Annotated in this window: 11 protein-coding genes and 3 pseudogenes; 7 read left to right on the top strand and 7 right to left on the bottom strand. The window is 53.7% G+C overall.

The features are described 5' to 3' along the window. Positions 1-398: 398 nt before the first annotated feature. Positions 399-590 (top strand): annotated as a pseudogene (locus FHW76_RS26415) (recombinase family protein); the annotation flags it as partial. Between the two features lie 33 nt (positions 591-623). Here FHW76_RS26415 and FHW76_RS10090 read toward each other — a convergent pair. Continuing rightward, a complete protein-coding gene (locus FHW76_RS10090; RefSeq protein ID WP_110209282.1) occupies positions 624-1,259 on the bottom strand; it encodes a TetR/AcrR family transcriptional regulator in 636 nt (211 codons plus the stop codon). Positions 1,260-1,341: 82 nt separating this feature from the next. Here FHW76_RS10090 and FHW76_RS10085 point away from each other — a divergent pair, with 82 nt between their 5' ends. Genes FHW76_RS10085 through FHW76_RS10075 form a run of 3 tightly spaced genes read left to right on the top strand, consistent with a single transcriptional unit; the run spans position 1,342 to position 4,559 of the window. After that, entirely contained in the window at positions 1,342-2,691 is a 1,350-nt protein-coding gene (locus FHW76_RS10085; RefSeq protein WP_110209283.1) for a hypothetical protein, read from the top strand. Positions 2,692-2,731: 40 nt separating this feature from the next. After that, a complete protein-coding gene (locus FHW76_RS10080; RefSeq protein WP_233433201.1) occupies positions 2,732-4,186 on the top strand; it encodes a prolyl oligopeptidase family serine peptidase in 1,455 nt (484 codons plus the stop codon). Further along, entirely contained in the window at positions 4,167-4,559 is a 393-nt protein-coding gene (locus FHW76_RS10075; protein WP_110209285.1) for a cysteine hydrolase family protein, read from the top strand. Before FHW76_RS10080 ends, FHW76_RS10075 begins: the two co-directional genes overlap by 20 nt. A 162-nt stretch (positions 4,560-4,721) precedes the next feature. On the opposite strand, the gene FHW76_RS10070 is transcribed toward FHW76_RS10075, so the two are convergent. The 5 genes from FHW76_RS10070 to FHW76_RS10050 all read right to left on the bottom strand — a co-directional run bounded on the left by FHW76_RS10070 (position 4,722) and on the right by FHW76_RS10050 (position 9,401). After that, a complete protein-coding gene (locus tag FHW76_RS10070) occupies positions 4,722-5,840 on the bottom strand; it encodes an FAD-binding oxidoreductase (RefSeq protein ID WP_110209286.1) in 1,119 nt (372 codons plus the stop codon). Positions 5,841-5,872: 32 nt separating this feature from the next. Then, positions 5,873-6,946 (bottom strand): Gfo/Idh/MocA family oxidoreductase, encoded by a 1,074-nt coding sequence (locus FHW76_RS10065; RefSeq protein ID WP_110209287.1) that lies wholly within the window; start codon positions 6,944-6,946, stop codon positions 5,873-5,875. Then, positions 6,946-7,692, bottom strand: a complete 747-nt coding sequence (locus FHW76_RS10060; protein ID WP_032693911.1) for an amino acid ABC transporter ATP-binding protein — start codon at positions 7,690-7,692, stop codon at positions 6,946-6,948. The genes FHW76_RS10065 and FHW76_RS10060 overlap by 1 nt, the downstream gene beginning before the upstream one ends. A 1-nt stretch (position 7,693) precedes the next feature. Then, entirely contained in the window at positions 7,694-8,506 is an 813-nt protein-coding gene (locus FHW76_RS10055) for an amino acid ABC transporter permease (RefSeq protein ID WP_032693912.1), read from the bottom strand. Between the two features lie 73 nt (positions 8,507-8,579). Next, the gene (locus FHW76_RS10050) at positions 8,580-9,401 is read right to left on the bottom strand and encodes an ABC transporter substrate-binding protein (protein ID WP_023292122.1); all 822 of its coding nucleotides are present in this window, start codon (positions 9,399-9,401) and stop codon (positions 8,580-8,582) included. A gap of 195 nt (positions 9,402-9,596) precedes the next feature. On the opposite strand from FHW76_RS10050, the gene FHW76_RS10045 reads away from it, so the two are divergent. Beyond that, positions 9,597-10,673 (top strand): LacI family DNA-binding transcriptional regulator, encoded by a 1,077-nt coding sequence (locus FHW76_RS10045; RefSeq protein ID WP_110209288.1) that lies wholly within the window; start codon positions 9,597-9,599, stop codon positions 10,671-10,673. Positions 10,674-10,877: 204 nt separating this feature from the next. Here FHW76_RS10045 and FHW76_RS10040 read toward each other — a convergent pair. Continuing rightward, positions 10,878-11,210, bottom strand: a pseudogene (locus tag FHW76_RS10040) (IS3 family transposase); the annotation flags it as partial. A gap of 245 nt (positions 11,211-11,455) precedes the next feature. Here FHW76_RS10040 and FHW76_RS26655 point away from each other — a divergent pair. Both FHW76_RS26655 and FHW76_RS10035 read left to right on the top strand, forming a co-directional pair. Further along, positions 11,456-11,719: pseudogene (locus FHW76_RS26655) on the top strand (ISNCY family transposase); the annotation flags it as partial. 405 nt (positions 11,720-12,124) lie between these two features. Then, the gene (locus FHW76_RS10035; RefSeq protein ID WP_008804876.1) at positions 12,125-12,580 is read left to right on the top strand and encodes a MarR family winged helix-turn-helix transcriptional regulator; all 456 of its coding nucleotides are present in this window, start codon (positions 12,125-12,127) and stop codon (positions 12,578-12,580) included. Positions 12,581-12,591: the final 11 nt, after the last annotated feature.

The following is a 12,591-nucleotide window of genomic DNA, read 5'->3' as shown; positions in this document are numbered from 1 at the left end:
TTACCGTGATGAGAGTAGGATCATGAGTCGCTCGCTAAAATAACACGTATGAGAATGATTGTAATTATCATTTAAGGTCAGGGCTGTAATTCCTGTATCAGGTTGCCAGTCCATTCGTGCTTTCATGACTGAAAAGCAGCGCTATTGATGCAGTCAGGAAGCAACTCAAACTGAGCTGAAATACCGTTGACGGCATTATGACTTGCGCGGTGAAACGAGGTATTGCACGGATAAAAAGCTGTCAGCAGCCCGGCATATGAATGTGGGCGAGGTCGCCTTTAAAAAAGACATGGTTATATAATGGTGATCTTCGATCGTGGCAGGCGGGCGCAGGACTTAGCGGATGATCGACGTAAGGAAAGTCCGCCCGTTACCTGAAAATCCTGACTGTCGGGCAACTGGAACGCACAAATGAAGGTCGGCAGGACGCCAAATAGAGAGGGACAGGACTAAGCCGCAAGCGTTCGGTGAACAGGAAGAGCGAGTTAGAACTCTACCAGAAAGGCTCAGGAGCAACGGAAATTGCCTGGCTACTTAGTATTGCCCGCTCCACAATGTCTAACATACTGGAGGATGAGAAAGCCGCGTGATAGCAGCGTTCTCCACGGTTAAGACACCTTCAGTCAGCAACCGATACCGCGTAAGAATATAGCCAGTCGTTGCCGGATGTGCTCTGTTCGTTGTTCCCGCTCAGTATCTGTGTGTAACGCCCGTCGGGGTATCAGCGCACCAAAAACGATGTCCATTAACATCCCGGCATAAACCAACACATCACCTGACGGAAGTCTTCCTCGCGAGATTTCATACAGCAACCACTCAATCAGTGCTTCCCGGGAACGCAATATTTCCTTCTGGTACAGGTACTCAGACAGTTCTGGAAAAAGAACAGACTCCCGGGTGAGCAGACGAAGAATAGCTTCCCGTGCAGCCTGAGCGTCACTATCAATGTCCAGTCGAAAAATTTGAGTCAGCGTCTCAAGAACGGATAGTTCCTCAGCCTCAGGGCGAGGAAGATCGAGAAGCAGATGTCGGTGTTCATGAATGACAGCCGTGAACAACTCCGTCTTGTTGGAGAAAACGTCATAAATCGCTCGCTTCGAAATTCCCGCTCGCGCAGCGATGTCAGCCGTTGTGGTCCGGGCAAAACCATATTCGATAAATGCGTGATAAGCCGCATCAAGAACGGCCTGACGCCGTGTAGCGCTATCCTGAGTTCGGGGACGTCCAACCCGTTTTTCTGACTGATTATTGTCGTTCATGCTATCTCTCCTGCATAATTCCTTCATTATGGTACTGTATAAGTACCATAATGAATATTAGAACTCAGTCAGAGGAGCCCTGATGTATTCACGACGACATTTCATACTGACCGGTCTGGGGCTCGGCGCGGCAACCCTGCTTAACCCTGAGTTATCGTTCGCGAGCAATCCCGGCACTCTGCGGGCAGGATCAGGCCGTGCGCACGTTAAACTTTCGGGTCTGTATCCATTGGGCGATTTTGTGTCAGAGCACGACCCACTGTGTGTCCGTGTGCTGCTGATGGACAATGCGGTTCAGCGCCAGGCAATTGCCGTGGTTGACCTGACCTCACTTACTGAAGAAGTTATTGTGCGTATGAAAGTCATTTTGGCGGGTATTGCAAATGTCACCACCATGAATACCACAATCATCGCCAGCCACTCATTTTCCACGCCACATATTTCCATTGCTCCGGAACATGCTCAGGATAACACCACACAGACACTGGCGATATTAGTCGCGTTTGAGGATGCTTTACGCACTGCAAGCCGGCGGGCACTTGATACATTGCAGCCTGCCAGACTTGGTGCGGGAAGTGGCTACTGTCGGATCGGGGTTAATCGTAATATTGTCACGCCTCAGGGATGGTGGCTTGGTGCAGACGATTCTGGCTACAGCGACCCTCATGTGGGTGTTCTGCGCATTGACGGGCAGGACGGACGGCCACTGGCAGTACTGATGAACTACGCTGTGCAACCTGCGGTGATGGATGCCTCACAATGTGTCAGTGGAGGACGGTTAATCAGTGCAGACCTCGCTGGCTCGGCCACACACTGTGTAGAAACCCGGTACGGCGGCAACACTGTGGCATTTTATCTTGTCGGTTGTGCCGGGGATCAAGTCCCTTACCTCCAGGCCAGCCGCCACATTGTCCATCCCGATGGCAGCGTTGGACGCACTGACATTCATGAGCAGGGCTTTACACTGGTGGACTTGTTTGGGCGGCGACTTGGGGATGAAGTGGTTCGGGTTGCCGATGCGATTTCAACCTCTGAGATCTCCCCTTTGAAGCTGCAACGTACTGCTATCAGCCTGCCAAAACAGGCATTTTCACCCCGTCATCAGCCAACCGGACCGGTAAAAACGTTCACATGGCGAGAAATTGGTCCAGGCAAAATGCCCGTGATCCTGATGCAGTGGGGAAATACCGTGCTGATTGGTGTTCAGCCAGAGCTTTCTGCCAGTACCGGCGCATATATTCGTTCTGCCTCTCCCTTTCCCAACACATTTATTATGACGATGGTCGATGGTGCCGATAAATACTTACCGGACTCGTCAAACTATGATCATTTCACTTATGAGTCCCGGAGTTCCCCCTATGCCCCAGGAGCCGCTGAACAGGCAGCAGAAGCGATTATTGATCAATTAAAACAACTTAACAGAAATGCTTAACCCGGAAACAACGATGACTCCTATATCAAGACGTACATTTATGCTTGCCGGTACCACTCTGGCAGGGATGGTTTCCACCGGAATGATACCCGGAGCACACGCCTCAGGGGCGGGTGGTTTTACCGCCGCATCAGAGACCGGAGAGGCAGAAAATTTCATCACTGAGCGTCCAGGTATTCAGCGAATTTTTGCTCTGACCGAAGTGACGGGTGGAGGTGAAAAAGTCTATGGCATTGCCGTGGAATATGATGCTGATATCGATCCCCACAGCCTGACGCGACAAACCTATACTGCATGTGTGGTACCTGCGGCTAAAGGTTTCATTGCCGGTATGCCTGAGAGCCTGGATAAAAATGCCACTCAGGCTGAACCTCAGCAAAGGAGCGTCAGCGCCATTTATACCAATTCCGGACCTGCCCTGCGTCAGGACCAGACGGCGGAAACCGGTCGTTTTGTCATTGTGGAGTTCATTCACGACTCTGATTTGAGCCTGCCGACTCAGGATAGTGATAAAGTGTCGTTATCCCAGATTAAAAGCGTTAAAACCCTGAACGGCGCGATCTATTCGGCAAGTAAAACTGTGTGGAGTAATGCCGGAACACGGGGAAATAATGTGAAGATTCGCGGGATTGATGCCTGGGAGCAGCATCACTGGTGGTGGGATGACACCCGCTCTGCCTGGCTGGAGTACAGTATTCGTCTGCCTCAGTCTTTCCTGCAAGCCGGCGGTGAAGAAAAATTCTACCCACTGGTGCTGGCTATCACGCACTCAGGAACCAGCTATGACGGTACCTGCGCCCAGACACTGACAGAGCAGTGCATCGCTTCTATCTGGGGTCTGCCGGAAGAGCAGGCGCAGCGTGAATGTGTGGTGATCACCCCACGCTATGAGCGAACGACAATGAATGATTACTGGGAGCATACCAGTGATGTGGAAAATACCTGGAAACTGGTTCAGTCTTTGCTCAGCAATACGTGGAATTATGGCAACCCTAACCTTGAAGATCGTTGTGATAAAACCCTCAAAATAGATGCCAAGCGCGTTTACTGCACTGGCTGGTCAATGGGGGCGATGACGTCACTCTGGCTGATGGCGAAGCACCCGGAAACGTTCGCTGCGGGGCTGATCATCGCCGGACAACAACGTCCAAAAGATGTCGTCACGTTAAGTCACCAAAAGTTGCTCATAATCACTGGTAGTGAAGACAACAAAGCGACCCCCTGGAATGAGAAATGTGTACCGGTGTGGGAGCAGGCAGGGGCCCGGGTCACTCGGCCTGAAGCACTACTTGATCCATCGTTGATTTTCCCGGTCAACGACCAGAAAAAACTGAACAGTCAGGTTAATGGCTATCTGGCACAGGGAGGGAATATTACGTTCCTGACCTTTAAAGGCGTCGATCATATGGCCTCCGCCAGAAAATTTTTCTACATCAGAGCCGCCCGGGAGTGGCTTTTCAGGCAGCGAAAGGCAGATGTGTCTTCTGGGGCGTAACAACCCGTCAGTGGAGATTATTGATTCACTATTCCCGCAACCGGGTGACATTATAGTGGATAAGCTCTTTTACAGTGGTTTTCATAACACTGATCTTGATGCCATCTTGCGAATGAAGGATATAGATACCTTAATTGTCTGTGGGACAGTAACAAACGTTTGTTGCGAAACAACCATTCGGGATGGCGTTCATCGCGAATATAAGATGATTGCTCTGAGCGATGCGTGTGCTGCCATGCCTTATCCGGATATGGGATATGGAGAGGTAAGTGCCGAAGATGTTCAACGTATTTCCCTGACTGCGATGGCTTATGAGTTTGCTGAAGTGACAACGAGTGTCGATATCTTGGCGCGCATAAAGGAAACAATATAATCGGCGAAAACCAGGGGCTTAGTTTCCGGAAAGACGAAGATCTCTGATAGCCCATGCACCCATCATCATTGCAAGGGCCGGACTGAGTAGCGAATGAACAGTGTGTCACAGGCAAAAGGGAGTGTATTCAGCGCCACCGACATCGTGGCGCTGGCAATAATGTTAGCTAAATCTTTCCGGGCGGAAGGTCGCCAGCATCGGGTGTTTGACGCCGGTGAGTATCTCCTGCGTCAGTATCTCGCCGAGGATTAACGCCAGCGTGGCGCCGGAATGGGTGAAAACGACAAAACAGCCGGGAACGTTCTGCAACTCGCCGACCACTGGTTCGCCATCTCCTGGAATGGGCTTCAGACCAATTTTCCAACTGTTGGCTGTTAACGGCTCGCCGTCACCTATCAGGCTACCCGCTTCCGCCATCAATTGGTTAATGACAGATGTATCAATGCTGTACTGCCCGTCAGCCTGAGCGACGATATGCTCTTCATACCAGTCATGATCGACGGCGATAGTGTTGCCGGGGTTAGGGCGGACCGCAGCGCGTGGTGTATTCAAGACCACCTGGAGCGCGTGATCGCAGGGTTGGCTGGTCACCAGCATTGAGACCGGAGAGCTATTGGGTATCTTCACTCCGAGTGGGGCAACCACTTCCGGCGTCCACGGGCCACACGCCACCAGTACCTGATCGGCCTGCATCTCACCGAATTTTTCACTGCGAATACCGCTGGCCCGGCCGTCTTTGGTTATCACGCTGGCTTTACCAGCGTGCTCAACGACTTCTCCGCCCAGCGCACGAAATGCCTGCATCAGATGCTCAACCAGATGCGGCAAACTGACCCAGCCCTCACCCAGATTGGCAATCGCGACCTGACTCAGGCTGGCCGGATTCACCTGCGCATCGACATCACCGACCGTGGCGTGATTGATCAGCTTTGAGTCGTAGCCCTGCGCTTTTTCATAGTCATGACGCGCTTTGGTGCCCGCGACATCGTCTGCGGCCCAGTAAATAGCACCATCAAAACGCAGCCAGTCAAGCTGTGGATGGCGGGCAAATAGCGTGCGATAGCGGTCAATACCCGCCATCCGCAGCGCATGATAAGGCTGCGAACGCTCACCAGCAGAGTTGAGCCAGGAGAGGGAACGGCCGGTGGCGCCTGAGCAGAGCGCCGCTTCCGTCACCAGTGTGACTTGCGCGCCCGCCTGCGCCAGCTGCCAGGCGGTTGAGACGCCGAGAATGCCGCCACCCAGCACGATGACGGTTTTTGCCACGGTTTTGTCAGACATCATTTATTCCTTCTGTTAAAAAATGTTCGCCCTCAGGCAATACGTACGCGATGCTGCCGATGGAGTTGCTCAATAAGCTGTAGAACACTGAGCGCTTCACGTGCATCAACCGGCGGCGGCCCGCCGTGTAACAGCGCGTGGGCTAACAGCTGATAGAAAGCGGGGTAGTGGCCACGTTCAATGGGCACCGTTGTGGTTGCCCCGACCGTGCCGGCCCGGGCAAAATTACCTGCCGGCGTGACGCCGTACTGGCTATCGGTGGGCGACATGCCAGCCGCCAGCTGCGGCTCCTGATTATCCAGCCCCCAGTGGGTGAAAGCGCCTTTGCTGCCCAGCAGGTGGAAGCGCGGCGCATTCAATGCCGCCTGACCATTCATCCACAGCCGCGAACGCACCCCGTTGTGATGCAGCAATGAGACGAAACTGTCTTCGTCACTGTCCGGCTGAGGCCCGGAATGGCGTGCCAGCTCCGCCGTGGCGTGGACTACCGGGCCAAATAGCTGCATGGCCTGGTCAATCAAATGGCTTCCGAGATCCAGCAACAAACCGCCGCCCTGCGCAAGAGTGACGCTGTCACGCCAGTTGCCAAATCCCTGCGGTCGCCACCACTCGAAACGCGACTCAAAACTTCTTACGGTGCCAAAGGCTTCCTGTTGCACCAGGCGCTGTAATGTCAGAAAGTCACCGTCCCAGCGTCGGTTATGAAAAACGGTGAGCAAGGTATTAGCCTGCTGCGCTGCGGCAATCATCATTTCGGCCGCTTGTACATCCGCTGCAAACGGCTTATCCACCACCAGATGGATAGCACGCTGGCTGGCCTGCACAGCCTGCTCCGCATGTTGCGCCGGCGGTGTGGCCAGCACGATGAGATCGATGCTAATCTCGCCGCCATCAATTGCCTTAAGCAACGCCGGCCAGTCCGGCAGCACCCGCGCCTGTGGGTAACGTTGCTGCGCCGTCGCTACGCGTTGGGCATCGCCAGTGACGATGACGTCGAGACGATAGTCGGTGTTAGGGGTAATCAGCGGCGCATGAAACACGCTGCCGGCGATGCCAAAACCCACCAGAGCCGTGCGGATTGGGCCTCTAACCTGTTGATGTGGCATCACAGTACCTCCGACAGAAAACGCTGCAGGCGTGCAGATTGCGGGCGGTCAAAGATTTGTTCTGGTGTGCCGGCTTCTACAATCTCGCCTTCATCCATAAACACTACCTGGTCTGCCACGCGCCGGGCGAAGCCCATCTCATGCGTCACTACCACCATGGTCATGCCTCGCTGGCACAAATCAGCCATTAGCGTCAGAACACCTTTCACCAGCTCAGGATCGAGTGCCGAGGTTGCTTCATCGAACAGCATCACTTCCGGCTCCATCGCCAGCGCACGCGCTATCGCCACCCGCTGTTGCTGGCCACCCGAGAGGTCGCGCGGACGGTGATCGGCTCGCTGAGCAAGGCCAACTTCGGCCAGCCGCTGGCGGGCAATCTCCAGCGCCTCGGCTTTCGGGAGGCCTTTCACTTTCCACGGTGCCAGCGCCACGTTTTCCAGCGCGCTATGATCGGGAAAAAGGTTGAAATGCTGAAATACCATGCCAATCCTCAACCGTAGCGAATCGGGCTTATCCTTCAGGACAGATCGCCCGGCCAGTAATACATCCCCTTTCTTCGGCTCATGCAGGCGATTGATGCCACGCAGTAAGGTGGATTTTCCCGATCCCGAGGGACCGATGATGCAGGTGGTGGTGCCAGGTTCGATGCTCAGCGACACATTACGCAGCACCTCAATCGGGCCGTACGCCAGGGTCAGATTGCACAGCTCCAGGCTCGCGCCGTGAAACGCAGAAGGTATAGCCATATTAATGTCCTTGCTCGCTGGTAAGGGAGACCGAGACCGCCGGAACCACGTTGCGCTTTTGCTGCACTTCATCGAGCTCCTTCAGGCCGCTTTGTGGCGCAGTGGCGCGGCGCCGTCCGGTACGGTAGCGGATGTCGATATAGTTCACGGCGTGGGTGAGCGGCACGGTGATCACCAGATAGAACAGCCCGGCCAGCATCAGTGGAGACAGGTTGCCGCTCAGCACGGCAGCATCCTGGCCGACCCGGAACAGCTCACGCTGACCGGTCATCAGGCCCAGCAGATAAACCAGCGACGAGTCTTTGATGATGGCGATGAACTGATTGACAATCGCAGGTAATACGCGGCGGATGCCTTGCGGAATGATCACCAGGCGCATCGCCCGGCCATAGCTCATTCCCAGTGCCCGGCACGCTTCCATCTGCCCCTGTTCCACGCTCTGAATACCGGAGCGGAAAATTTCGCCCATGTAAGCGCTGGCAATCAGGCTCAGGGCAAAAATGCCCAGCGGATAAGGAGTAGGGCCAAACAGCTGATAGCTAAACCGCGCCAGGCCCTGACCGATCAACAAAATGGTGAGGATGGATGGCAAGCCCCGAAACAGGTCGGTATACAGCCGCGCGGGCACGCGCAGCCAGCGCGAGGGCGAGATGCCCATCAGCGCCAGTATAAGGCCGAATAGCGTGCCCAGCACGGTGGCTGCTACAGAGATAATGATGGTATTAACCAGTCCGGTTGCCAGCAGCTGAGGCAAGACGTCCATCATCGATGGAATATCAAAAAACGTACGGGAAAGAATAGTGATCAGGTCCATAGCCGATTCTCGGTTGCGGGTGACGGACTTGCGCCGTCAACGGATGCAGTCTCACGCATAATGATGCGCAGGGTTATTGGCCGCCGGGCAGATACTGTTGCGGCATTGGCGAACCTGGGAACCATTTCTGGTACAGCTGTTTCCAGGTTCCATCCTGCATCGCTGCTTTGATGGCTTTATCCAGCGCAGCTTTGAACTCAGGCTTGCCTTTGGCGATGGCGACGCCCGCAGGCGCGTCAAAAGAAGGGATGTTCGCCGCCGTGACCAGCCTGAAGCGGGTGGCATAATCTTTGGCCGCTTCGTAGTCGAGGAACATGGCATCGAGCGTGCCGTTGTTTAGCGCGGACACCGCTGCGTTGTTATCGGGGAAACGCACCAGATCGGACTGTTTGAAATGCTGCAGCGCATAGTTCTCCTGCAGTGTGCCCTGAATCACCCCAACTCGTTTATGCGCCAGGGTTTCAACGTTCTTCACGCCTGAATCACTGCGGGTCAGCACAGTTAAATAGCCCGCGAGATAGCCAGTAGAGAAGTCGACTGTTTTTTCACGTAGCGGCGTGATTCCAATGGCGGCGACACCGGCATCATACTGACCATTTGCCACAGCCGGCAGGATGGCGGAAAAATCCTGACCGATAAAGTCCACCTGTTCAATACCCATGCGATGTGCCACGTTTTTGAAGAATTCGACATCAAAACCAGTAAAATTGCCGTTTTTATCGGTGAAAGTGTAGGGCTTCGAGTCTCCCAGGCTGGCTACACGTAGATGACCGGGCTCGATCAAACCCCAGGGATTGCTGTCATTAGCGGCGTATGCACTCCAGCAGGCTGAAGCCAGCATAGCCGAGCCGAACAGAGCAGCGGTCAGATGATTGAAGCGTTTGTGCGATGTCATAAGGCTCTTCCGTCTTTGCAGGTGAAACTTCAGAGTTCGCCAAGCCGGTTTTTAATTGTTGAGACCGGTCTCAACGATGTGTAAAATAAGACAGATCCTGGTGTTGAGACCGGTCTCATTTGGATGTATTGATATTAAGCACACGCTGTCAGCAGCGTCAATAATGTTGTTATCAACTTGTGATTCTAAATAATTATGACCAATGAAAATGCTCGTTTACGAAGCCCAACCGTCGCCGACGTCGCCCGCGAAGCCAATGTTTCCAAGGCTCAGGCGGCACGTGCCTTGGGCGGATATGGTTCAGTGAGTGATGACGTGCAGACCCGGGTGAATCAGGCAGCTGAAGTGCTGGGATACAGGCCGAACGAGTTGGCCCGCAGTATGAACACCGGCCGATCTAATACCATTGGGGTAATTGTCGGCGACATTGAAAACCCGCATTTTGGCCTCGCGCTGCGCGGAATGGCGGACGTTGCGCGACAGGCGGGATTTCACTTGCTGCTGAGCAACAGCGATGAAACTCTGGACGAGGAGCGGGAGGCCGTGCGCGTGATGCTGGATAAGCGCGTCGATGGCATCATCGTCGCGCCGTGCAGCTCACTGTTTGAGGATAACGAACATCTTCGCCAGGTGCTGGCAGAAGGGCGTTCATTAATGATGTTTGACCGGGCAGTTCAAGGGATGGAGGTGGAGACCGTCCAGGCGAACTTTGTTACAGTGGCTAAACAGGCCACGGAGCTGTTACTGGCGGCCGGGCATCAACGTATTGCTTATATCTCCAGCATGCGCTGCGCTACACCTTATTCGCCGACCATCACGTTGGGCCCAACGCCGGTAGCGCAACGTGTTAGCGGAATGATTGACGCCTACCGGGCCGCGGGTAGGGAGCTGGATCCGGCGCTCATTCGGCTTAATGCACTCAGCGAAGCCACCATTGAGCAGATACTGACTGAACTACTTGCGCTCGCCGAGCCACCGAGCGCGCTGATTGCCTCGGACAACCTGATTGCGATAGGCATCCTGCGTGGTCTGACCAAACGTGGTCTGCGCGTACCCGAAGATATCTCTTTTCTGATGTACGATGATTTTCCCTGGACCGAGCTGATGTCACCGCCGCTGACTGTGGTCGCCCAGCCGGTATATGAAATGGGACGCGAAGCCGCGCGCCGATTGATTTGCCAAATCCGCAAACAATCCGCCGGCACCTTACCTACGTTTGACAGCTGGATGGTAGTGCGCGGCTCGGTAGGGGAAAATTCATCCGCTGGGTGATATTATGCCGATACGAGTTTGTGATAATTCGACGCTGCTCAGTTTTGTTCCTTGATGCGCACCATAGGAATAGTAAATATTAATATCCATAAGCGCTTGCACAGATAGCGCTTAGCTGGATGAGTTCGAACATGAGATCTTGAGTGCCCGCAAAATTACCGATACGGGGAAAGAAGGGTGAGCATCACATAGATAGGTTGTAGGTAAGTAGCTGGAAAATCTTTCCGCAACCGCGTTGTCATGGCAGTTACCGCGACGACTCATGCTGCCTTCCAGACCGTGTGATTTCAGGAACGACTGCCACTCATGGCTCGTGTACTGACTGCCCTGATAAGAGTGAACCAGTACCTGCTTTTGAGGATTACGCCTCCACACCGCCATAAGTAATGCGTTCAGGACAATCTCTTATGTCATGCGGGGTTGCATTGACCAGCCGATAACTTTTCGGGAGAACAGGTCAACCACCACGGCCAGATACAGCCAGCCTTCGTGGGTTCGGATGTAGATTATGTCCGTCACCCAACGCTCATCCGGTGAGTCCGGATTTGAGGTGTCTGTTAAACCCATGGCGATTCAGTACGACAGACCTAACGGAATAAAAGGGAGGTATCTCAAAATTCACAACATGCTGATTTCTGTGGTTGTACCAAAAAACCATGAAGTAAACTACCTATGGAGGTTATTTAACATAATATACATTATGCGCACTAATATAGTGGTGGCTAAGTTGTAAGGTCTGCTCCTGGATAAGTTACTCGTAGATTCAGCATCGATAGATTCTGATGACGGCTCATGCGGCGGAGTTTTTTGCTTTGGATAAAGTTAACCGACTCAAAGTTATTAGGACGTTATCGTTCGGCGTCTGACTACACTTGATGGCCACACAGCGCCTGAGCATATCTGACAGCCTGTGCCGATGCTTTCTGTCGCGTTACCGTGAATCTGGCCCGCTGGGTATGGCTAGCCGTCGTCGTTGAAAACCCAGCAATAACCAACGACCTGATGGTCTTGCCCGGTACGTACTCAATATTATCCGCTTGAGATATCTGACAGACACTGCCGACGGTTGTTGGAGCGCTATCGTGAACATGGGCCGCTTTCACTTGTTAACCGTCGTCGTAGCCAGCCTGGCAACCGGCAACTGAGAACGTGTACTGCGTACTATCCGCGAACATTACGCTGATTTTGGTCCGACAGTACGCCAGCTGATGACACCGACTGGTTTAGGGAACCCTGGCAAATTACGGCCGCGCGTACATCAATCTCGCCTGCGTCGGGCCTGTACCACAGAGCGCATCCAAATTGATGTCTGCGGGCATCACGGGTTCGAGTGATCGTAATACGCTTATCGCCCTCCTCCATTTGTCAATATGTGTGCTTTCTGTTGACCTAATTTGACAATTGGTGACCAGGCAGTAATTATCATGTTAATTACTGACCAGGCAGCTATCATGAATACCCCAATCGACTCTTCCCATAAAAACCTGCATCTGGGTTTGCTGTTCCATCTGGCAAACCAGTTTAAGGACCTGCTTATCGGCCATTACTTTGCCGACAGCGGCATTACCGCACCGCAATTTAAGGTATTGATTAATATATTTAAAGGTAACACCAGCCCGGCAGAAATCTGCAAGAGCCTGCAGATGGATACCGGGGCAATGAGCCGTATGGTTGCACGTATGGTGAAGAACGACCTGGTCGAGCGCCGCCCGAATCCGCACGACAAGCGCCAGGTGATCCTGGCCCTGACGGCAAAAGGTCAGACGCTGTGCAATACGTTTCAGAATGAAGCACTGAATACCATCCTCGCGGACTTAACGGCGCGTCTGACGCCCGAAGAATCCCGGCAGCTCGCAGATATTCTTATCAAAATGCTGCCCGATGAATTCACGGCCCCCCATCGCTAATTAAGGTCACC

The sequence above is a fragment of the Klebsiella sp. RC2 genome (assembly GCF_014192815.1).
Taxonomy (GTDB): Bacteria; Pseudomonadota; Gammaproteobacteria; order Enterobacterales; family Enterobacteriaceae; genus Klebsiella; species Klebsiella variicola.
This window is presented reverse-complemented; position numbering and strand designations above follow the sequence as displayed.

Coding starts and splice junctions, on each gene's coding strand:
- FHW76_RS10090 (WP_110209282.1), bottom strand. CDS start 1,259: ATGAACGACAATAATCAGTCAGAAAAACGGGTTGGACGTCCCCGAACT.
- FHW76_RS10085 (WP_110209283.1), top strand. CDS start 1,342: ATGTATTCACGACGACATTTCATACTGACCGGTCTGGGGCTCGGCGCG.
- FHW76_RS10080 (WP_233433201.1), top strand. CDS start 2,732: ATGCTTGCCGGTACCACTCTGGCAGGGATGGTTTCCACCGGAATGATA.
- FHW76_RS10075 (WP_110209285.1), top strand. CDS start 4,167: ATGTGTCTTCTGGGGCGTAACAACCCGTCAGTGGAGATTATTGATTCA.
- FHW76_RS10070 (WP_110209286.1), bottom strand. CDS start 5,840: ATGTCTGACAAAACCGTGGCAAAAACCGTCATCGTGCTGGGTGGCGGC.
- FHW76_RS10065 (WP_110209287.1), bottom strand. CDS start 6,946: ATGCCACATCAACAGGTTAGAGGCCCAATCCGCACGGCTCTGGTGGGT.
- FHW76_RS10060 (WP_032693911.1), bottom strand. CDS start 7,692: ATGGCTATACCTTCTGCGTTTCACGGCGCGAGCCTGGAGCTGTGCAAT.
- FHW76_RS10055 (WP_032693912.1), bottom strand. CDS start 8,506: ATGGACCTGATCACTATTCTTTCCCGTACGTTTTTTGATATTCCATCG.
- FHW76_RS10050 (WP_023292122.1), bottom strand. CDS start 9,401: ATGACATCGCACAAACGCTTCAATCATCTGACCGCTGCTCTGTTCGGC.
- FHW76_RS10045 (WP_110209288.1), top strand. CDS start 9,597: ATGACCAATGAAAATGCTCGTTTACGAAGCCCAACCGTCGCCGACGTC.
- FHW76_RS10035 (WP_008804876.1), top strand. CDS start 12,125: ATGAATACCCCAATCGACTCTTCCCATAAAAACCTGCATCTGGGTTTG.